Source organism: Photobacterium chitinilyticum (assembly GCF_004104355.1).
Lineage (GTDB): Bacteria > Pseudomonadota > Gammaproteobacteria > Enterobacterales > Vibrionaceae > Photobacterium > Photobacterium chitinilyticum.
In genome coordinates, this window is sequence record NZ_RJLM01000003.1 from 450,160 (window position 1) to 470,838 (window position 20,679).

20 protein-coding genes are annotated in these 20,679 nt (G+C 47.2%); 3 read left to right on the forward strand and 17 right to left on the reverse strand.

Annotation, left to right across the window (positions count from 1 at the left end):
* Positions 1-1,581, reverse strand: coding sequence for a BCCT family transporter (locus tag EDI28_RS10920; RefSeq protein ID WP_128783876.1), 1,581 nt, complete (start codon positions 1,579-1,581; stop codon positions 1-3).
* A 414-nt stretch (positions 1,582-1,995) separates the two neighbouring features.
* On the opposite strand from EDI28_RS10920, the gene EDI28_RS10925 reads away from it, so the two are divergent.
* Positions 1,996-2,367, forward strand: a complete 372-nt coding sequence (locus EDI28_RS10925) for a phasin-related domain-containing protein (RefSeq protein ID WP_128783877.1) — start codon at positions 1,996-1,998, stop codon at positions 2,365-2,367.
* Positions 2,368-2,609: 242 nt separating this feature from the next.
* Here the strand turns inward: EDI28_RS10925 and EDI28_RS10930 are convergent, their stop codons facing one another.
* The 13 genes from EDI28_RS10930 to agaR all read right to left on the reverse strand — a co-directional run bounded on the left by EDI28_RS10930 (position 2,610) and on the right by agaR (position 15,168).
* Positions 2,610-4,412 carry a methyl-accepting chemotaxis protein gene (locus EDI28_RS10930; protein ID WP_128783878.1) on the reverse strand — a complete coding sequence of 601 codons (1,803 nt, stop codon included), beginning with the start codon at positions 4,410-4,412 and terminating at the stop codon, positions 2,610-2,612.
* A 103-nt stretch (positions 4,413-4,515) separates the two neighbouring features.
* Positions 4,516-5,037 (reverse strand): YgjV family protein, encoded by a 522-nt coding sequence (locus EDI28_RS10935; protein WP_128783879.1) that lies wholly within the window; start codon positions 5,035-5,037, stop codon positions 4,516-4,518.
* A gap of 139 nt (positions 5,038-5,176) precedes the next feature.
* On the reverse strand, positions 5,177-6,256 hold the full coding sequence (locus EDI28_RS10940; RefSeq protein ID WP_128783880.1) for a glycoside hydrolase family 88/105 protein: 1,080 nt from the start codon (positions 6,254-6,256) through the stop codon (positions 5,177-5,179).
* An 11-nt stretch (positions 6,257-6,267) separates the two neighbouring features.
* The gene (gene kduD, locus EDI28_RS10945; protein ID WP_128783881.1) at positions 6,268-7,032 is read right to left on the reverse strand and encodes a 2-dehydro-3-deoxy-D-gluconate 5-dehydrogenase KduD; all 765 of its coding nucleotides are present in this window, start codon (positions 7,030-7,032) and stop codon (positions 6,268-6,270) included.
* Between the two features lie 92 nt (positions 7,033-7,124).
* Positions 7,125-7,955, reverse strand: coding sequence for a 5-dehydro-4-deoxy-D-glucuronate isomerase (kduI, locus tag EDI28_RS10950; RefSeq protein WP_128783882.1), 831 nt, complete (start codon positions 7,953-7,955; stop codon positions 7,125-7,127).
* A gap of 40 nt (positions 7,956-7,995) precedes the next feature.
* Positions 7,996-9,156, reverse strand: coding sequence for an N-acetylglucosamine-6-phosphate deacetylase (gene nagA, locus EDI28_RS10955; RefSeq protein ID WP_128783883.1), 1,161 nt, complete (start codon positions 9,154-9,156; stop codon positions 7,996-7,998).
* Positions 9,157-9,158: 2 nt separating this feature from the next.
* Positions 9,159-9,605: a PTS galactosamine/N-acetylgalactosamine transporter subunit IIA gene (gene agaF / locus EDI28_RS10960; RefSeq protein ID WP_128783884.1), complete on the reverse strand. Its 447-nt coding sequence runs from the start codon at positions 9,603-9,605 to the stop codon at positions 9,159-9,161.
* Positions 9,606-9,663: 58 nt separating this feature from the next.
* Positions 9,664-10,557: a PTS system mannose/fructose/sorbose family transporter subunit IID gene (locus EDI28_RS10965; RefSeq protein WP_128783885.1), complete on the reverse strand. Its 894-nt coding sequence runs from the start codon at positions 10,555-10,557 to the stop codon at positions 9,664-9,666.
* Positions 10,547-11,317, reverse strand: a complete 771-nt coding sequence (agaW, locus tag EDI28_RS10970) for a PTS N-acetylgalactosamine transporter subunit IIC (RefSeq protein WP_128783886.1) — start codon at positions 11,315-11,317, stop codon at positions 10,547-10,549. Before agaW ends, EDI28_RS10965 begins: the two co-directional genes overlap by 11 nt.
* Positions 11,318-11,364: 47 nt before the next feature.
* A complete protein-coding gene (agaV, locus tag EDI28_RS10975; RefSeq protein ID WP_128783887.1) occupies positions 11,365-11,865 on the reverse strand; it encodes a PTS N-acetylgalactosamine transporter subunit IIB in 501 nt (166 codons plus the stop codon).
* 16 nt (positions 11,866-11,881) lie between these two features.
* On the reverse strand, positions 11,882-13,045 hold the full coding sequence (locus EDI28_RS10980; protein ID WP_128783888.1) for an SIS domain-containing protein: 1,164 nt from the start codon (positions 13,043-13,045) through the stop codon (positions 11,882-11,884).
* A 10-nt stretch (positions 13,046-13,055) separates the two neighbouring features.
* The gene (kbaZ, locus tag EDI28_RS10985) at positions 13,056-14,342 is read right to left on the reverse strand and encodes a tagatose-bisphosphate aldolase subunit KbaZ (protein WP_128783889.1); all 1,287 of its coding nucleotides are present in this window, start codon (positions 14,340-14,342) and stop codon (positions 13,056-13,058) included.
* Positions 14,343-14,391: 49 nt separating this feature from the next.
* Positions 14,392-15,168, reverse strand: a complete 777-nt coding sequence (agaR, locus tag EDI28_RS10990; protein ID WP_128783890.1) for a transcriptional repressor AgaR — start codon at positions 15,166-15,168, stop codon at positions 14,392-14,394.
* Positions 15,169-15,631: 463 nt separating this feature from the next.
* Between agaR and EDI28_RS10995 the strand changes: the two genes are divergently transcribed.
* Positions 15,632-17,185, forward strand: a complete 1,554-nt coding sequence (locus EDI28_RS10995) for a sulfatase family protein (protein WP_128783891.1) — start codon at positions 15,632-15,634, stop codon at positions 17,183-17,185.
* Between the two features lie 56 nt (positions 17,186-17,241).
* Positions 17,242-17,964, forward strand: a complete 723-nt coding sequence (locus EDI28_RS11000) for an oligogalacturonate-specific porin KdgM family protein (protein ID WP_128783892.1) — start codon at positions 17,242-17,244, stop codon at positions 17,962-17,964.
* Positions 17,965-18,059: 95 nt separating this feature from the next.
* On the opposite strand, the gene purU is transcribed toward EDI28_RS11000, so the two are convergent.
* The 3 genes from purU to EDI28_RS11015 all read right to left on the reverse strand — a co-directional run bounded on the left by purU (position 18,060) and on the right by EDI28_RS11015 (position 20,615).
* Positions 18,060-18,932 (reverse strand): formyltetrahydrofolate deformylase, encoded by an 873-nt coding sequence (gene purU, locus EDI28_RS11005; RefSeq protein WP_128783893.1) that lies wholly within the window; start codon positions 18,930-18,932, stop codon positions 18,060-18,062.
* Between the two features lie 94 nt (positions 18,933-19,026).
* Positions 19,027-19,617: a hypothetical protein gene (locus EDI28_RS11010; RefSeq protein WP_128783894.1), complete on the reverse strand. Its 591-nt coding sequence runs from the start codon at positions 19,615-19,617 to the stop codon at positions 19,027-19,029.
* Between the two features lie 77 nt (positions 19,618-19,694).
* A complete protein-coding gene (locus tag EDI28_RS11015) occupies positions 19,695-20,615 on the reverse strand; it encodes a DUF808 domain-containing protein (protein WP_128783895.1) in 921 nt (306 codons plus the stop codon).
* Positions 20,616-20,679 lie beyond the last annotated feature (64 nt).

Below are 20,679 nucleotides of genomic sequence, written 5' to 3' on the forward strand. Positions count from 1 at the left end.
TTATCGGTATAAAGAGCGTTCTGTATTTAATCCCTTGATCAGGCTAACGCACATCAACAACAGGACAAAGGAAAACGGCAGGGCCGTCGCTACAACGCCAGACTGCAAGGCCTGAAGCGCTTCTTTGCCACCAACCCAAAGCATGACTGCTGCGATTGCCCCCTCGACTGTTGCCCAGAAAATCCGCTGCGGAACCGGAGCCTCGACCTTACCACCAGCAGTGATACTGTCGATAACCAGTGAGCCTGAATCTGACGAGGTGATAAAGAAGATCAGTATCAACACAATCGAAATAATGGAAATGGCTGAGCCAAATGGCAGGGCATCATAAACATGAAACAAAGTAAGCGAAATATCCGTTAAGCCTTTTGCTCCTAGCTCACCAACCTTGTTGACCACCTGATCGAGCGCAATCCCACCGAATATAGACATCCAAACAATGGTCATCAGAGTCGGAATAAACACAACAGCGAACAAGAACTCGCGCACGGTACGACCTTTAGATACACGCGCAATAAACATACCAACAAATGGAGACCATGAAATCCACCATGCCCAGTAGAATACCGTCCAACCGTGCATCCATGTCGTATCTTCACGGCCATGAGGGTTGCTCAGGCCAATGATATTTTCTGCATAAGCCATGAATGTTGCAGGCAGTGAAAGCTTCGCAATATCAAAGCTGACGTAAGTCACGAACAGCAGCAAGGCGAAGGCAAATAGCATATTGATGTTACTTAGTAGCTTCACACCGCCATTGATTCCTCGCACCACCGAAGCTATGGCTATCAAAGTTACAAATGCGATAACAACAAGCTGCATGCCAATACCGCCATCAGTACCAAACACATGATTAATACCGCTAGTCGCCTGCTGCGCCCCCAAACCAAGAGAGGTTGCCAAACCAAACAAGGTAGCCAGTACAGCCATAATATCAATTACATGACCAAGCCAGCCCCAAGCACGATCACCAAAAATCGGGTAGAACACTGAACGAATGGAGAGCGGTAACCCCTTATTAAAAGCAAAAAAAGCCAACGCGAGCGCGACAATTGCATAGATAGACCACCCATGGATTCCCCAGTGGAAGATTGTCGCTCCCATCGCGAGTGATTTTGCTTCTGCGGTGTACGGTTCTACGTTAAACGGCGTGCCCCACCAGTCGGTAAAGTAAGCCGTAGGTTCAGCCACTCCCCAGAACAAAAGGCCGATCCCCATACCGGCAGCAAACAACATTGCCATCCATGAAACGGTAGAGTGCTCTGGTTTAGCCTCTTTGCCACCAATGCGGATTTTACCAAAGGGTGACAACATCAAGGCTAGAGTGAAAACAAGGAAAAAGTTAGTTGCCCACATGAAGAAGACGTCAAAATCTTCAATGATACCGTTCTTTAAACTATTAAGTGCCTCTTTAGCGGTGCTGGGTTCGACAATTAGCAACGCCGAAAGGAATAGAAAAATAAGGCCTGCGCTAATGCCGAATACGGGGTTATGAATATCAAAACCCCACTTTTGAATGTTGTCCTGACCAACCTGATAGTCGGTTGTTTCAATGCTGTATTTTTTTAAAATGCTATCCATAAATGATACTCAAACGTTCAGTCCTTAATGCTTTTTTTTATGAAACAGTACAAGCGAAATGGCTCACAGAAACCAAGATAATTAGACCACTAAATAAAAAACCAGAGGGAATGTTAACAGCAACAGCATTATTATTCAAATTTCACTAGATTTGCAGCGTTTTCATACTGCACTTACGATAACCTACCCAACCATATGTTACGTGCTCTAAACATTTTTCTAGTGGGATTTGTTAAGTCTAATCGACAGGCAATGAGTCGGAATAAGGCGGCTCTCCTTTATTTTATTTCACCATATGGCATGTTAATTCACTATTTTAGTGAGAATACTCTAAATGAAATTCATATCCTCTAAATACGCTAAAAGCTAATACTTATTGATAGTCAATTTTGTATTACAAAGAGGGAATACGATATGAGCACTTTAAAATCAGTAGCGAAAAATATAGTAAAAGAAGAAAAACTACATAACATCTGGTTAGCGGGGCTAGGTGCCTATACAAAAAGCGCTGGAGAAGTAAACCAGTTATCAGACAAAAGCAAAGTCTTATTTGATGAACTGGTTGAACGTGGTCGTTCTGTTGAATCAGAAGTGAAAGAACGTGTACATACTGAACACACTCACGCCTCAGTTGAGATCGAAGAGCGAGTGCACCATTTGCTACAAAATTTTGTTGGTTTAGACAATAAGCGACTAGACCATATTGATGACAAAATCGATCTACTTACGGAAAATATTGAAACGTTATTAGCTAATAGACAAGAAAAAACAAAGCCAGAAGCATGATAGCTATCGACAATGGATGAGTTCGATAATTGAAACACTCTTAGAAAAGGATTTTTCATGAGTGATAAGAAGATACCAAAAAAGGTTTATCGATTGATACAACGTCTTCTCAAGAAGCATAAGAAAAAAGGCAATAATCACGATTAAACGTATACCTCAAGAACTAGATACACAAGCTGCTGAAGCAGCCTGTGTATCTATTCAAGAATATACACTCATATTCACACGAGTTCAGCGTATAGCTAAGACAAGTTAAATTTGGCCATGTGGAAATTAACCTCGTCCTTGCATTTAAAAAGCTGACTGGTGGTTTTGGCTAGTTGCTCGGCAGTATCAGATGACCGTCGGGTAATATCGACAATTACCTGCATACTTTCGGAGAACGACTCGGCCGTCACATTTTGCTCTACCGAGGCAGTAGACAGGTTACCAGCCTGTTCAGCAACATTGTTGACCAGATCTGATACTGCCGTCAGGTTGGAACCAATATCGTCAACCTGCTGACGGGATGACAACACCGACTGCTGACTCTGGTTCATGGCACAGACAGCCTTACCTGCATCATGTCGCAGAGCCTCAATAATAGAGTGAATTTCCCGTGTCGATGACTGAGTACGCTGAGCCAGAAGCCTCACCTCGTCGGCTACCACAGCAAACCCACGCCCTTGCTCGCCAGCCCGTGCAGCCTCGATTGCCGCGTTCAATGCCAACAGGTTAGTCTGATCTGAAATGCTGCTGATCACCTCAAGAACCGAGCTAATGTTCTCCGTCCCCTGCGCCAGGTGCCCGACAACCTCGGCAGCATCAGACATATTGCTATCCAGCTGGCGAATATCTGAAATAGCAACATCCGTTACCTGATTACAGTGTTCGATTAACTGCTGACTTTGATTAGCACTGTCGGCAACCTCGACCACGCTATTGCTGATTTCTGCCATTGTGGCTGTCAGTTGGGTCATGGCTGCTGCCATCTGTTCGGACTCTGCCAACTGCTGTTGCGCACCGCTACTATTTCCCTCGGCAATAGTGTCCATTTCCGCAGTTACCGTATTGAGCAACTCGAGGTTCTGGCCAATATCTCCAACCATATGGCGAAGCGAGTTCGTCATATGGTTTATGGCCTGCGACAAACTTGCCAGCTCATCACGTGCATCAGAAGAAAGCTGATGATATAGCTCTCCCCCCGCCAGTTTCTCGACAATACAAATGGTGGATTTGATCGGCTTTATCACCGAGCGAGTGAGCACCAGGCCAATAACAAGGCTGGCTATTACCGCCGACAAACATACGACAAAGCCGACCCAAGTACTCAACTGTTTATCCTGTGCCATTTTCAGCTCAACATTAGCCACCAGCGTCTTAGCACTATCACGGACATCCATCGCAGCCTGCAGCATAAGATCTCGCGTTTCGACGGAAGCTTTCACCAAGCTACTAACTTGATTGAGTTTACTACGATAAGCCGCAATCTCTGAAGGCTCCACATAGTGTGACCACAGACCTAAGCTTGCTTCCCATGGTTCAAGCTGGGACAGTTCCAGGGACAGCTCAGTCTGAGTACGCCCCTGCTCAAGGCGAACAAGTAGCAACTGGGCCGAATCAGCCAGATATTGACCTGACCACCTCTGCTCTGTCTCGGCCATCTGTCTGATCAGTGCCTGGATTGTCGTAACTTGCTGGTGGAATTTACCGAACTCTTGACCGTACCTTATGCTGGCGACTTCAAACCTCTCTGCCAACGGGCGATCATGACTCGAATTAAAAAGGTGTTTACTGGCCAAAAATTTATCGAGATTAACTTTATGCCATTTTTTAAATCGCTGAGCAAAAATTGGATCCCGGGTATTTAGATAACTATTTTCAAGCACCTGCAAACCAAAAACTTCACGAACACCTATATTGGCAACATTCAGCTGATTAATGCCATCCTCCGTGACTCGGCGGCTTCTCAGGCCTTCCCCATAAACGAGCAGAAGCATCACAATAATAATTGCAAAACCTGCACCTAATCGTTTGCCGAAACTATATTGTTCTAAACGAAACATTTTCACCCCAATATATAATCACGCAGTAATAAATCTGGTCAATCAAGTGGTCACCACTTATTATAAAGTCGACCAAACCTTGAGATAAGAAGAGACTACTTCACTAAATCCGTATCTGTTCGAGAGATTTCCTATCGCTATAAAGTCGGTATAAGGTAACGGCATTCATACTCGCACTACAGGCTTCAAGCAGGGTTCCACCAACCGAACCCAGGGCAATATTATTGCCCAACCACAAGAGTGAACCTGTCAGCAACCCCAAGCGAAGCCTTATACCGTCAAGCATAAAAAGCGAATAAGTACCGACACATATACCCATGACGCCAAGTGCTTCACTCAATCGCTGGATTGAAAAAGCACCAGCAATGCTAAACAGCATGAAGGTCATCATCACCCACCGCGATCGAACCTTTATAGTAATTAAGTTTCTCACCATAGAAACGATCGCGCAAAATGCTGACGAGGAAGAGTTCAATAATAAAAAGTGCATCGCATTCACAAGGCATAATACTGCCATCCACAATTTCAGCTTAATATCTTGTTTCTGGTAAAACGCAAACAAACCGATAGCGAAGCTCAGAAAACCAAGTGATTGCGCGAGAAAATATACTGATTGTTCAGACATAAATTAAGACATTTTCACATAATAAAAAAGCCTCTCTTTATCTTGAGCCGAAAACTAAAAGAGAGGCTAATAACAATAAAGTCAGAGTTCATTAGGTATAAAGCACTCAGTTTAATACAGAGTTCACTATGCCCATTTATTATTCGACCAAGTTAGCAACTTCAATTGCTGCCAACATAAAAGCTCCGGCACCGTAGTCTATATTGTGCTCAAACTTTACGTCGCGAGGATTAAAGGCGGGAAGCTGTACCCACCCCATCATGCCGTTATCGTGAATACAGCCTTGTAATGCCTGCCAGGCTTTCTCGACAACTGGCAGATAGATGTCACGATCAAGCTGACCGTTATTTATTCCCCATGCCAAGCCATAGCAGAATAGCGAGGTTGCACTGCTCTCCGGAGCCGGGAAGCTTTCCGGATCGAGCAGGCTAGTACGCCAAAAGCCGTCATCTTGCTGATATTTGATCACTTCGGCAGCAAGGTTATTGAACAATTCAAGATAACGGCTGCGCTCGGTATAATCCTCGGGCATACGTGCCATCAGACGCGGTACCGAAGCCAGCATCCAGCCGATACCGCGCGACCAGAACACCTTCTCGCCGTTAGCTTCGCGAAACTCTGCCCCACCGTCACCGAACTCATCACGGTACTTCTGGCCAAGCTCAGTTGGCATATAACGGTAGTCACGGTAAAACAGGCCCGTTTCAGGATCGTAGAGATGATCAATCGCGTCCCAGAATGCCGTATTCATGTAATCGAGGTACTTGCGCTCGCCGGTCACTTTTGACAAAGCCGCAAAGGCAGGTGGTGCCATAAACAGTGAGTCCACCCACCACCAGTCGCGATGGCCAGGTTTCGGCTCATCAAGCATAACATCGAACGCCTTAACGGTCGGCTCCAACGCTTCAGGGATGTTTATGGTTGGGTAGACATCCAAATACGCCTGGGTACAGACATGGTCATCAGCAAAACGCGGAAATGCACCGGTCCGAAAACCAGTATGCAGCGCGTAATTCATCACCCCGTCAAGGTATTCATTATCGTCAGTTGCCATCCATGCAGCAGAGGCACAAGACCAGAATACGCCGCGTTCCCAGTCCGTATCCTTGATAAAACGAGTCGCGCCACTGCGGCGAATCACAGAGCGAGTCTGATTCGCGGCTTGGTAGCGATAGACACGTTTTAGCTGCTTTAGTATATGTTCTTTCGTCAATGTCATGTCATCACCTATTAGCGAGCCAACCAGCCACCGTCAACAGCAAGGGTGTAACCCGTTACGTAATCTGAAGCCGGAGAAGCCAGGAAGATAACAGGACCGGCCATATCTGCTGGCAGCCCCCAGCGACCAGCAGGAATCCGCTCCAGAATGGCCTTGTTGCGCTCTTGGTCTTCACGCAGCGCCTGTGTGTTATTGGTTGCCATATAACCCGGGGCGATAGCGTTCACAGTAATATTGTGTGGGGACAGTTCGGTGGCCAGTGCACGGGTAATACCCATGACCGCAGACTTGGATGCAGTGTAGGAAATAACACGGATACCGCCTTGGAAAGACAGCATAGAAGCAATATTAATGATCTTGCCGCCATTGCCTTGCGCAATAAAGTGTTTAGCAACAGCTTGAGACAGGAAGACAACCGCTTTTTGATTAATGGCGATAACGTCGTCCCAGTTATCATCGGAGAAATCCAGCAGGTCTTCACGACGGATAATACCGGCATTGTTTACCAGAATGTCAACACGCCCCATCTCAGTCACCGCCTGGTCAACCAGTGCAGTCAGTGCTTTTTTGTTCGAGTCATCGATAAGGTTGGCAGTGATGTAGTGGAACTTCCGGCCCAGCGCTTCGACTTTCTCGCGCGTTTCTTCAGCAGGGACATAACCGATACCCAGAATGTCAGCACCAGCCTCTGCCAGACCAACCGCCATGCCTTGGCCAAGTCCTGTATCACAACCTGTAACGATGGCAACTTTGCCTGATAAATCAAACATATTCATTTGGAATTCCTAGTTAAAAAGGCTGCGGTATGGCAGGCAGTGGACGAATCTGTTTTCGAGCCTTTTGCCATACCGCAAATTGAGATAGAAGGTTATTTCAGATCGCTCATCGCGACATGGTCCATGTCATGGAAGGTCTGGTTTTCCCCCACCATGCTCCAGATGAAGGTGTAGGCTGCCGTACCCACGCCAGAGTGAATCGACCAGCTAGGGCTAATCACTGCTTGCTCGTTACGCATTACGATATGGCGTGTTTCCTGCGGCTCACCCATGTAATGGAAAACGATGTTGTCATCTTTCATGTTGAAGTACAGGTACACTTCCATACGACGCTCATGGGTATGGCAAGGCATGGTGTTCCACAGGCTGCCTGGCGCTAACTCAGTCAACCCCATAAGCAGCTGGCAAGTTGGTAGTACTGCAGGATGAAGGTACTTATTGATGGTACGTACGTTGCAGTTTTCCTGGCTACCTAGCGTTTCGGGGGACGCATCTTCACGCGTGATCTTGCGCGTCGGATACGTCATGTGGGCTGGTGCACTGTTTACATAGAAACGTGCGGGCTTTTCTGCCGACACACTTTCAAACTTAACGTCTTTGGCACCCTTACCGACATAAATCGCTTCGCGAGTACCGATCTCATAGGTTTCGCCATCAACAATCACCAGACCCGGTTCACCGATATTGATAGCACCTAGTTCACGGCGCTCCAGAAAGAAATCAACGCCAATTTCCTTGCCGCCTTCAAGCGTCAGTGCTTCAGTTGCCGGTACCGCGCCACCGACGATAATGCGGTCAATATGGCTGTAGGTCAGATTGATCTGACCAGCCTGAAACATGCCTTCAATCAGAAACTGCTCGCGTAGCCCGGCAGTATCAAGTTGCTTGGCATGTGCACTGTGAATTGGTTGACGAATTTCCATGTAAAACCTCTTATTCATTTGTTTGGCAAGGCAGACAGCGCTATTTGGTCGCTTCGGTTTGATAGGCCCACTCGCCTTTGATTAACGTGCCCTGCACCTGTAAATCTTCATTCATAATAGTGAGACTGGCTTCCATTCCCTTGGCGATACTGCCAAGACGGTGAGCAAGCCCCAAGTAATTAGCCGGGACAGACGATGCCATCTGCACCGCTTCCCATTCTGGGACATGGCTTTCGAAAACCATGTTTCGTAGCGCCTGATCCAAGCTACAGGTACTGCCTGCCAGCGAGCCACAGGCCGTACGCGCTTCGCCGCCAGTGACGGTGATCATCTGTGCCCCTAGCTGATATTCGCCATCATCGAGACCACCGGCACGCATACAGTCGGTGATCAGAGCAATACCCTGATAGCCTTTCATCCTGTAAGCGAGCTGCATCATCACCGGATTGACGTGAATCCCATCGGCAATCAGCTCGGCCAGCATGTCATGATAGAGAACGGCACCACAGCATCCCGGCTCACGGTGATGGAGGCCGCGCATACCGTTAAAAAGGTGAACCCCGCAGTCAGCACCGCGTTGAAATGCTTCGGTTACCTGATCGAAAGTCGCATCGGTATGAGCAACCGATGCTTTGATCTGGTGTTCGGCGAGCCAGCTAATCGCTTCCATCACTCCCGCGGCTTCCGGTGCCACTGCCGCACGAATCAATGAATCGCCAGCGACTTCATGAAGCTGCTCAAGCTCACGAATAGTGGGAGATTTCAAATAGACCGGAGGATGAGAACCGCGGTGAGGTTCGGTGAAATACGGCCCTTCCAGAAAACTCCCCAGTAACTCGGCACCCTGCTCTTGCGCTTGATCGGTAAAATAGCGAACCTGACGCAATGCACTAAGAATGTCATCCCACGGTGCCGTCACGGTCGTACCGACCCAGCCGACCACACCGGTTTGAGGCAGGGCATCGGCAATCGTCTGCAACGCTTCATCCGTGGCATCCATCACATCGGCACCCTGACGACCATGAATATGGATATCAATAAAGCCCGGCATCAAAGACTGACCTTCCAAACGGATAACCGGGCAGTCTTTGGGAAGCTCCGTTGTTATCGCTTCGATTTTACCTTCGGCAATCATTACTGCGGTATCAGTCACAATGCCTTCGGGGGTAAACACGCGATCGGCGAGTAAGGCGTAACGCATAGTTATAGTCCGTCTTCACTTTCTTCAGCGACTGGTTCTGGTGCCATGACAGCTTCCAGCTCTTTACGCATGTCTTGCATGCAAGAAGCACCAATCTCCAATAACGTATTAACAAGCTCCTGCAGGCTGACACCGTCGCGCTCGAACGCCGCATTGGCAATCATTGGCAGGTTCGCTCCACCAATCAGTTCGATATTTTGCGTATCCATCATGATTGAGAGTGCGCGATTACATGGTGAACCACCTGGGATGTCAGTCAGAAAGAGTACCCCTTCCCCCGAGTCAACCTGTTGTGCAGCCTGGCGAAGCTGTACTTCTAGCTCTTCTGTCGACATTGACTCGACAAAATCAATAAACTCCATTTGGTCTTGTTCGCCCGCAATGGCCTGAACCGCTGACTGCATGCCTGATGCGAAATTAATATGACCCGAAACAACAATACCAATCATCTGAAAATCCTTGATATGGGGGGAATATCTCCCCCCTGAACTATCGAAACCTAATTACTTAAAAAATGCCGAGGAAGTGGCCGACAACACCGGCAGCAAGGGTTGAGAAAATCAACACCGGCGGTTTCGCCCAGAAGCCCGTCCCTTTCACCAGCTTGAGCATAAAGAACACCAATGCCAGCGGCAGAATGTTCGGCATCACCTTATCGAACAAGGCACTTTGCAGCTCAACGACCTTCCCTCCCAGTTCGAGCGAGGCCGTGGTCTGCACCCGAATGAAGGTAGCCGATAGCGCCCCGATAACAAAGATACCCATAATGTTGGCTGCTTTTGCCAGCTTCTCGGTAGCATCGCTCATGTTGACCATCGCGGCGGTACCCGCTTTGTAGCCCATGAACATCAGGCCAAAGTACACGGCAAAGTGAACAATCTGATATAGGAAGAAGAAAACAAACGGACCGGCAATTGAGCCTTCCATTGCAATCGATGCCCCTAGCGCCAATGTCAACGGCATCAAAGTCATGTGGTCAATCGCATCACCGATACCACCCGTTGGCCCCATCCCCGCCACTTTCATGACGTTGACAGTGGATGGCTTTTCTTTGTTCTCTTCCATTGCGATGGCAGTACCAAGCAAGAAAGTGAACAGTTTTGGACTCGCGTTGAAGAACTGAAGATGGTTCTTTAACGATTTAGCCAAGTCACGTTTGTTGTCGCCGTGGATCTTTTTCAGTGCCGGAATGATGGAGTAAGCAAAACCACCTGCCTGCATACGTTCAAAGTTGAAGTTACCTTCCATGAACAGACCACGCAGCGCACAAATCCAAAGATCTTTTTTCGAGATCACTTTACGTGGTGTGGTGTCTTCGTATGAATCAATACCATCAACCAGACTTTCATGAACCTTGGTGTTTTTACCGGCTAAAGTGCCTGCTGTGATATCAGATGCCATCTTCAAATTCCTCTACTTGTTGATTGTTAGAATTTCCATTATTTCCACTGAAGAAGTAATACAAAGCTGCCGCTGAAGCCCCAAGGATTGCGACGGCCATGATTGGTAGTTTGAGGTAGGTTGTCATCACGAAACCGATGAAGAACACACCTGCCACTTCTTTTGACCACATGATTTTAAGCAACATTGCGAAACCAATCGCCGGTACCATCTTGGCACCAATACCCAAGCCTTCTAGCAACACTTTCGGTGCGTTTTCGTCAATCCAGCTTGCTGCATGCTCACCAAAATAAACCGTTATGAAAGCAACTAGCGCATACATCAAAGAACGAAGCGATATGGTGGTAATCAAGAGCCGATCTATACCACTGGTATCAGCATTTTCAGCAAATCGGTCTGCTTTACCCATAGTGAATGAAGTAACAGCAAAGAAACCGATAACCAACATCTGCATCAGTACAGCAATCGGCATACCTACACCCATTGCGACTTCTGCTGATTGCCCTGTCATCACAGCAAAAGCAACGGCAGCAATCGTACCCATGGTGACATCTGGCGGCTGAGCACCAGCATTAGGCACTAAACCTAACCAGGCCAATTCCAGAGTGGCACCGGCAATCAGACCAATTTGCATATCACCCATAATCAGGCCGACAACCGGGCCGGTAATGAGTGGACGGTGGATGTTCAACGCGACATCGTATTTATCGATACCACAGAAGAACGCCCATACAGCGACTAGCGCAGCTTCAAAAAACATGATTTATTCCTTTGTTAAATCTCTGTTTATAGTGGGTATGACGCGGCTTACGCCGACGTCATGGCAAGTTCAATAACATTTACAGGTGTTTGATCGGGGGTGTTTTGCACGGTGCAAGTCACACCACGCTCAACCATACGTTCAAACGCATTCAAATCTTTGTCATCAACCGAAACAGTTTTTGCAATCTGGCGTTTACCTTCATGGAAGTGCATGTTGCCGACATTGCAATGAGTAAGCGGCACGCCCCCCTCGACCAGTCGGGCTACATCTTCAGGGTTGTTGCACAGAATGAAGATTTTCTGTTTAGGTGACGCTTTATGAATGACATCGATCGTTTTTTGAATTGAGAAAAAACGAACCGCATATTCGCCACCGGCTGATGCTTTCATACCCGCTTGCATAAAGGCGGCATTCGGTCCCTCTGCGGCATCATCATTGGCGACAAGAATTAGATTTGCTTCTGTGTGTTTACCCCAGGTAATACGGATCTGACCGTGTAGTAGACGCTCGTCGATACGGGTCCAAACAATGTTAGGTGCAGTCATAAGAGTTCTACCTCTTCTATTTATTAAAGTTATGGATCGTGACACCTTGAACCACCCGGTTTACTTCACCGGTAGGACAAGGGTTATCAGGCGTGTTACCCAAAGCCAATGCACGATGAAATGCATAGATCTGAGCAAAAATAATGTACGGGAATAGAAGTTCGATATCGGTGGCTGTTTCCATTGCCGGAACATGCCAGTAATCACCATTAGTCACTTGTTCATCAAGTTGTGCTGTAACGGCAATAACTTTGCTTGCGATCTTATCGCGGCGAAGTTCATTCAGCAGGTCAAGGTCATATTGACGGGTATATGGGTTGTTCGAGATATACACCACAATAAGGGTATCGCTATCAACGATAGACTTTGGACCATGACGGAAACCAAGTGGAGAATCATACATCGCCACAACTTTACCGGCAGTCAGTTCAAGTAACTTCAATGCGGATTCCTGAGCCAAACCTTGCAAGCCGCCGCTACCCAGATAAATAACCCTACTGAAATCTAATGTTGCTATATTACTGAAAGGCATATTAATTTCTTTGACCAGCCCCTCAGAACATAAGCACAGCCTTTCAACTTCTTTCGAATGGTCATTTTTCAAGTCAATAACCGAAAAAGCAGCCAGCATCATCGAAGAAAAGCTAGAGGTCATGGCAAAAGACTGATCATTCGTCTCTGCTGGCATTAACAACGCAAAGCAGCGATTATCGCCAACACTGTTTTTATACAACTTTCCGTTACCGTTACAGGTCAATACCAAGTGGTAACAGTTAGTCAGACACTGATTGGCCAGTTCAACCGCCGCCACACTCTCGGGGCTATTGCCGGAGCGGGCAAAAGAAACCAGCAAAGTCGGTAAATCTTCGGCGAAATACTGGTAGGGATTCGAAACCAAATCGGTTGTGGCAACGGCTTCGACTCGTCGTCCCGTCTTTTCAGCCAAAGCTGGTGCCAATGCGCGACCAGCAAACGCCGAGGTACCAGCCCCAGTCATAACTATGCGTAGATCTTGGTGCGTCAACACCTTATCCATAAAAGCTTCAATCGCAGGAAAGCACTCGCGGAAAGTCGCCTGAGTTTTGCGCCAGCATGATGGCTGCTGCTCAACTTCTTTTGCTGTCCAGAAAGCACTCAGTTTTTCCAGCTCTTGCTCTGAGTAGCCCAGATATTGGTTCATGTTGTACCTCTTAACCTTTATTTAGTTTGCAGGCTTTCGCATAGCTACGAAGCACCTGACGAATTTTGTCGAGAACCAAAGCCTTAGGCTCAGACTCAATCAGCCCTGCACGAACCGCTTGAAACTGTTCGGGCAAATACTGACTTAATAGGGGAAGTGGGATGCCAGTACGGAATAGGTTGGCAAACAGTGTTTCCTGAGCACGGTGAATTTGTTCATCCGGCCAGTAATAGCGAATACGGTCACTGAAGCTGTAGCAACGGGCAAAACGCTGCTGGTGTTCGTCCCCGTGATAGTATTTGTTCCAGTAATCTGGCGCATCGCACATCTGCTGCTCAATCATTTCACGTAGGTTTGAACAATGTGCCTTGGCAACAATTTCTTCTTCGATATCACAAAGATTGAACAATGCTTCTCGCATAGCAAATGTCAGGGCCGGACCAACCTTCAGAATGGCAAAGTGCCCTTTAACCAAAGCACGGTACGCCTTGTCGGTCTGATAGTCCGTGGAGTGGGCTTCGAAGATAAGATGTTCATAACCATCAACAACACGGCTCAGTGACTGCGCTTTCTCCGGGCAATAATCAATCACCCCGGTATGGTCAAACTCGACACCCGGCTGAACAACCAGCCCGATAACCCGCGGCCAGCAATCCGCAACACCAACCTGCTCAAATGCAGACTTATGACACTCGATAGTTTTTATCGCAGCGCTCGGCGACGTCACTTCCAGTTCATCAAGTTCTTCCGCCGCACCGCCCGGTACTGGGACTTCGGTACCGATAACATAGGTGATATCGCTGCAACCAAAGGTTGATAGTGCCGTTTTTTCTGCAATATTAGCGAGCCTGGCGGCACGTTCAGCGACAATTTCATCCGATAGCGGCATAGGGTCGTCCAGACAAGACATACTGCAATCGAGGTGAATTTTCTTGAAACCAGCCGCGACATAAGCAGCAATCAGATCGTCAGCATGACGCATGGCTTCGTCGGCATCGAGAGCCTGCCAGCGATTTGGCCCGAGGTGATCACCGCCAAGAATGAGCTTTTCCGTGGGGAATTGAAGTAACTCCGCCATCTCCAATACAAAATTTCGAAAGTCTACAGGCGTCATACCCGTATAACCGCCAAATTGATCGACCTGATTGGAGGTAGCTTCAATTAATAATAGAGAATCGTCGCTCAATGCCTGCTTAAGAGCAGCTTCAATCACCAGAGGGTGTGCAGAACAGACGGAATAAATACCGTTTTGCTCGCCGGCTTTATGGCATTGAACGAGATTTTGAAGGGTGTTCATGTACTAACTCCACAATCAACATCTGAAATGCTGCTATGGAGTTAGCCGGCTAGTACTCTTTTTCTACAATAATCACGTCAACTTTCATTTCTCGAAGACCCTGTACGTAATCTTCGGGAATATCAGAATCAGTAACTAAGATATCTATATTTCCGAACTCTCGAATCATATGACAACTGCGCTTACCGAACTTGCTTGAGTCAGCAACAGCAATAATCTGTTCAGAAATTTCACACATCAAGCGGTTCAGACTGGCTTCCTGCTCGTTGTGTGTGGTGATACCTGCTCTTAAATCAAAACCGTCCACACCCAAAAATACCTTATCAAAACGATAGTTCTTTAAGCTGTGTTCGGCTTGAGAGCCAGAAAAAGAGAGTGCGTTCTTACGAAGCACACCACCCGACATCAGAACCTCTATTCCAGGTGCCGATGCCAACTCCATTGCAACATCCAGACCATTGGTCATTACTACTACATCTTCCAGCGATTTCAGGCTGGTTGCGATTTCTCGCGTAGTAGTTCCCGAATCCAGAATTACTGTGTCACCACTTTCAATAAGTTTCGCTGCAGCCTGACCGATGAGAGATTTAATGCCTGCATTTTGGCGGCGTTTCTCATGAACAGTCAGCTCTGCAATCACCCCAGTATTGGGAATGGCGGCGCCATGAGAGCGGACGACATAGCCATTCTTTTCCAGAAAACTGAGGTCACTACGAATCGTGACACTAGAGACATCAAACTGTGCGGCAAGGTCCTCGACACGTGCTTTACCATCTCGGTTAACCACGTTGACAATTTCCATGCGCCTTTCGACTGCACTTTTCACTTTACCTTGTCTCCTTACGAAACCTGCAAAACCTCTTTCGCTTGATTTCGAATACAGCTTACACCTAAAAACGAAAGCAACAATACGGGAAATGAAAACTTTTGATCTCTTTCACAATCTTTCGCATTGTTACGTTTAATCTTGCGTGAACTTACGCATTTGTTCATATCATAACCTTCGAAAGGCCTATTGCCAAACTCAAACCGTAAATAGCCGTCGCAATTTTAGCTATTTGTATGACCTATATAAGCAATAACTTTCGACACGAGCACCAAATTACTTTCGTTTTCTTTTTTGTGATCAAATACACAGTCAATAAAATTTCGATCACTTACGATTCGAAGCAATTCGCAAGCACCTAATGCATAACAGTTCAATAAATAAGAAAACACAAGCCAAATGAAACAACGATTACTTTCATTTGTTTTTAAGACATCCAATACACTCATATTCAGGAGAACATATGTCTATTTCGCGACGTAGCCTACTCAAAGGCATGGCAGCCACCAGTGCTGTCGCCGCTACAGCAGGGTGCAGCACTTCTCCAAGTGCCCTCACCGCCGGTGATATTGAAGCGCAACCCCAAAAGAAACCAAATCTGCTGATTGTATTTCCCGATGAGATGCGTGCACACGCATTAGGGTTTATGAATCAGGACCCATCAGATACCCCGCACCTAAACCGCTTTGCTGGCCAGAGCGTGGTACTGCGTCAAGCTGTCTCCAACTTTCCACTCTGCACCCCTTTTCGCGGCATGCTTATGACCGGGCAATACCCTTACCGAAATGGAATTCAGGGCAACAGCCACACAGCCATGCCAGGTAAATTCGGCGGCAAAGACTTCGGAATAGAGCTCAAAAAACACACCCGCACCTGGTCAGACATTCTAAAAGGTCAGGGCTATAGCATGGGTTATATCGGCAAGTGGCACCTTGATACACCTGAAACCCCTTTCATTCCTAGCTACAACAACCCAATGGAAGGTCGCTACTGGAATGACTGGACGGCACCGGATCGCCGTCATGGCTTTGACTTCTGGTATGCCTACGGGACTTACGATAAGCACCTGACGCCAATGTACTGGACCAATGAAACACCTCGTGATCAACCGATTAAAGTTAACCAGTGGAGTCCGGAGCACGAAGCTGATATTGCGATAAAATACCTGCGCAATGAAGACGGAAAATATCGCGACAGCGACAAGCCGTTTACCTTAGTTGTATCAATGAACCCACCACACTCACCGTATGATCAGGTGCCACAGAAATACCTGGATCGCTATCAGGACGAAACATCTGAAAGCCTGAATACTCGACCAAATGTCAACTGGGACAAAGAGTATCTGGAGGGGTATGGCCCTGAATACTTCAAAGAATATATGGCCATGGTACACGGTGTTGACGAGCAGTTTGGCCGCATCGTCAACGAGCTGGACCGTCTAGGACTAGAAGAAGAAACATTGGTGGTCTTTTTCTCCGACCACGGCTGTTGTATGGGTTCACACGGCAAGCCGACCAAGAATAATCACTACAACGAGTCTATGCGGATCCCAATGATGTTCCGCTGGCCAGGCAAGCTGGCACCTCGCCAGGATGATCTGTTGTTCTCGGCACCTGATATCTACCCGACCCTGTTTGGCCTAATGGGTATGCCAGAACTTATCCCAGATACCGTTGAGGGTAGTAACTTTGCCAACACCCTTCACGGTGTTGAAGGTGATACCAAACCCACTTCGCAGTTCTACACCTTCATGCCATACGGCGGACAGTCTTATGGTCGCCGAGGGGTCAGGACTGACCGCTACACCCTGATGATGGACAGAAAGATCGGTAAGCCGCTGACCGTTGTTCTGCACGATAACCAGCAGGACCCCTATCAGATGCAAAATATTGCCGACCAGAACGAGTCCCTAGTCCGCGAGCTAATCGAGAACGAATTAATGCCTTGGCTTGAGCATTCCGGTGATCCATGGCGCCCGACTGAAGTGCCAGCGAATACGGCCAATGCGTATACCTAAAACACCCAGAAATTAAATAGCTACAAAACATTCCTATATACAATTAGAGAGTTACTATGAAAACGACACTTAAATTTGTTGCTGCATCAATATTATTAGCAACAGCCTCACAAGCCCTGGCAAACGACTACAAAACAACAATTGAATACCGCCATCAATACACAACTGAAGCCGAAAAACACGCAGATCGTTTTAAGGCGTTTATTGATACAGGCAAAAACATCGGTTTCGAGCTCGATGCGCGCTACTCCAACGATGATGGTGCTTTCGACACCATGACAATGAGCGGATCTGAATTTTCAGCATTTTATTACAACAAAATATTTGAAAATACAGTTGGTATCGCTGGCGCATCGCTAGACTTTACTTCTGCTGGTATTGTTTACGTGCCTTACGCCCGCCTGAACTACTCTTTCGATAATGGATTCCGCATTCAGGGCCGATACAAGTGGAAACTGTGGGATTACGGTCAAACAGGTACAGACGGCAACCCTTACCACTCAAAGATCCAGCAGTTCGATACCTGGGTGGGCTACAAAACTGACAAGTGGGACTTCCAGTATGAGTTCGATATCTGGAAAGAAATGGAAGGTAATGCTCAGCCACAGTTCGACAACGATGATATGAACTATCTGCAAAACATTCGCGTGATGTATAAATACAAAACCCAAGACGGCGAGCTATGGCGTCCATTCATCGAAATCGGTGATGTAAAAGTAAATCGTACCACTGACGATCGTCAGGCGCGATTACGTGTCGGTATCAAATACACCTGGTAATAAACATAATCAGGAAGGAGGCGTTTATATCACGCCTGCTTCCTAAAACTATAGCCAGTCATGTTTGATGCGATTGCAAATACCTGGAGTCACGCTCACGAACGTTCAAACACCACGGTTTTATCATTAAACAGGAATACCCGTTTCTCAATGTGATATTGAATAGCGCGTGCCAATGTCAGAGATTCGACATCCATTCCTTTCCGGGCCAAATCCGCGGGATAATCAGTATGATTTACAGTTTCCATTCCCTGGGTGATGATCGGCCCTTCATCCAGATCATCGCTAACATAATGGGCTGTTGCGCCCACCAGCTTGACCCCCTTGTTATAAGCCTGATGGTAAGGCTTGGCCCCTTTGAAGCCCGGTAACAGCGAGTGATGAATATTGATGGCCTTTCCGGCCCAATGAACGCACATTTCGTGAGAAAGCACTTGCATATAGCGAGCCAGCACCAGCAGTTCACAACCAGTTTCGTCTAAGACAGCTTGTACCTGAGCTTCCTGCTGCAGTTTGGTGTCCGCAGTGATCGGAAAATGGTAGTAAGGAATACCATGCCACTGAGCCAGAGACTGCAGATCTGGGTGGTTGGAAATCACAGCTCGAATATCAACCGGAAGGTTGCCGGTTCGATAGCGGTATAACAGATCGTTCAGGCAGTGATCATATTTAGACACCATGATCACCACTTTGGGCCGATAATCTGACGGCATCAGCGCCCAGTCCATATCAAATGCTTTCGCCCGCTCGGCAAAAGTCGTGCAAAAAGCAGATTGCTCAAGCAGTGCATTATCTTCCATACGGAATACAGTGCGGATAAAAAAACGGTGGTTCAGTGCATCGTCAAAAGAATTTAACTCCGTGACGTAACAGCCAAATTCGCGCAGAAATCGGGTTACAACATCAACCGTTCCCGAGCGTCCGGGACAGCTCGCGGTCAAAATATACGTCAAACTTTGCTGATTCATATCCTCATCCTATTTTGCTCTTCGAGAGCTATACAGGGGCAGAATACAGGGATTCACTATAAGAATATGATTTGAAAATGACTTAACCTTATTCTTATGGCTCAACTTCCTCATACGTCTTAGCCATCTCATCAGGAGCAATACCGTAGCCGCCATCAGCCAGATAACCGCCTTTATACACTTTCATACCCTGCTCATTCCATTCGACCGCAATCACCGCAGTTTTACCATCTTCACTACCCAACAAGGTTAATACGTTATCGGTTATGGGGATAGCCTTGATGGTTTTAAGCCGTTTGAACGGTGCAAACTGACTATACTCCGGTATTTCACCATAAGTCGCTTCCCACTTGTCTTTGGGAACTAGCCATTCATTAAACACTGCGCCACTGACCGGCTCGGGATTGCGAGCAATCACTACAGTATCGGACACTTCATTCTCAGTTTCTAATTTAGGTTTGCCATTTTCATCGGCAACATAAGTCGGAAACGTCCGGCCGAGTTCACTACGGTGTGGCAAACGACCGTAGGTCAGCGCTTTCTTACGGAACTCTTTGGCAGAATCAAACTTAACCATCACTTCCGAGAGATCCTGGAAGGCCACTGGCGCTATTTCGGCTGATACACTAAAACTCGACGCTCCCATAAAGGAAACAACGGCCGTCGCGAGCAAAACGTTTTTCATTCTATTTCTCTATCAGATCAGGCTGAATATACAGGGCTATGGTAATACCAAATCGTAATTTGGTATAGCCAGTTGAATTAAGCTTGTTTTTTCATCGCCTTAACCCGACCAAAGACTGACAGGCCGGCAAGTACCACCGCCCCTGAAAGCAAACCTATAGCCGCATTAATAAGCGCAGGTAACATCAGGACGCCACCCGGGATCATATCGACTCGCTCAATAAGATGGTGAACCAAGACATGGGAATTTGGAATACTATGGACAACGATACCGCCGCCAACCAAGAACATCGCAATGGTCCCGACCACAGCCAGGATCTTCATCAAATACGGCGCAGCATTGATCAAGCCGTTACCGATAGCATGTTGAAATGAAGCGACATAGCTATTTTTGACTAGGTACAACCCTAGATCATCAAGTTTGACTATACCCGCGACCAAACCATAAACACCAATTGTCATCAATATGGCAATCAGGCTTATCACTAATACCTGAGTCACCATGGGAACCTCTTGCACTGTTCCCAGCGCTATCACGATAATTTCAGCCGACAGAACAAAATCAGTTCGGATAGCTCCTTTGATCTTATGTTTTTCAAACTCAACGAGATCGTCGGCCTTGTCCATGCCTTCCAGCAGTTCAGACTCTTCCAGGCGAGGGGAATGGAACAATTTCTCGACCACTTTTTCAAACCCTTCGTAGCAAAGAAACAGGCCACCGATTAACAACATGGGCGTGATCAGCCATGGGGCAATAGCACTAATAAGCAGGGCAGCAGGAACCAGAATTAACTTATTGCGAAATGACCCTTTAGCAACAGCCCAGACAACCGGTATTTCCCGTTCGGCCCTCACGCCTGAAACCTGCTGGGCATTTAACGCCAAATCATCACCCAGCACACCTGCCGTTTTTCGGGCAGCCACTTTACTCATAACCGCAACATCATCGAGTACAGTCGCAATATCGTCTAACAGGGCTAATAAACTTGCTCCAGCCACATAGCACTCCTAACAATCAGATTTTATGAGAATATTTTTAACCATAGCGAACGTTCTCACTTTT

Coding starts and splice junctions, on each gene's coding strand:
- EDI28_RS10920 (WP_128783876.1), bottom strand. CDS start 1,581: ATGGATAGCATTTTAAAAAAATACAGCATTGAAACAACCGACTATCAG.
- EDI28_RS10925 (WP_128783877.1), top strand. CDS start 1,996: ATGAGCACTTTAAAATCAGTAGCGAAAAATATAGTAAAAGAAGAAAAA.
- EDI28_RS10930 (WP_128783878.1), bottom strand. CDS start 4,412: ATGTTTCGTTTAGAACAATATAGTTTCGGCAAACGATTAGGTGCAGGT.
- EDI28_RS10935 (WP_128783879.1), bottom strand. CDS start 5,037: ATGTCTGAACAATCAGTATATTTTCTCGCGCAATCACTTGGTTTTCTG.
- EDI28_RS10940 (WP_128783880.1), bottom strand. CDS start 6,256: ATGACATTGACGAAAGAACATATACTAAAGCAGCTAAAACGTGTCTAT.
- kduD (WP_128783881.1), bottom strand. CDS start 7,032: ATGAATATGTTTGATTTATCAGGCAAAGTTGCCATCGTTACAGGTTGT.
- kduI (WP_128783882.1), bottom strand. CDS start 7,955: ATGGAAATTCGTCAACCAATTCACAGTGCACATGCCAAGCAACTTGAT.
- nagA (WP_128783883.1), bottom strand. CDS start 9,156: ATGCGTTACGCCTTACTCGCCGATCGCGTGTTTACCCCCGAAGGCATT.
- agaF (WP_128783884.1), bottom strand. CDS start 9,605: ATGATTGGTATTGTTGTTTCGGGTCATATTAATTTCGCATCAGGCATG.
- EDI28_RS10965 (WP_128783885.1), bottom strand. CDS start 10,557: ATGGCATCTGATATCACAGCAGGCACTTTAGCCGGTAAAAACACCAAG.
- agaW (WP_128783886.1), bottom strand. CDS start 11,317: ATGTTTTTTGAAGCTGCGCTAGTCGCTGTATGGGCGTTCTTCTGTGGT.
- agaV (WP_128783887.1), bottom strand. CDS start 11,865: ATGACTGCACCTAACATTGTTTGGACCCGTATCGACGAGCGTCTACTA.
- EDI28_RS10980 (WP_128783888.1), bottom strand. CDS start 13,045: ATGAACCAATATCTGGGCTACTCAGAGCAAGAGCTGGAAAAACTGAGT.
- kbaZ (WP_128783889.1), bottom strand. CDS start 14,342: ATGAACACCCTTCAAAATCTCGTTCAATGCCATAAAGCCGGCGAGCAA.
- EDI28_RS10995 (WP_128783891.1), top strand. CDS start 15,632: ATGTCTATTTCGCGACGTAGCCTACTCAAAGGCATGGCAGCCACCAGT.
- EDI28_RS11000 (WP_128783892.1), top strand. CDS start 17,242: ATGAAAACGACACTTAAATTTGTTGCTGCATCAATATTATTAGCAACA.
- purU (WP_128783893.1), bottom strand. CDS start 18,932: ATGAATCAGCAAAGTTTGACGTATATTTTGACCGCGAGCTGTCCCGGA.
- EDI28_RS11010 (WP_128783894.1), bottom strand. CDS start 19,617: ATGAAAAACGTTTTGCTCGCGACGGCCGTTGTTTCCTTTATGGGAGCG.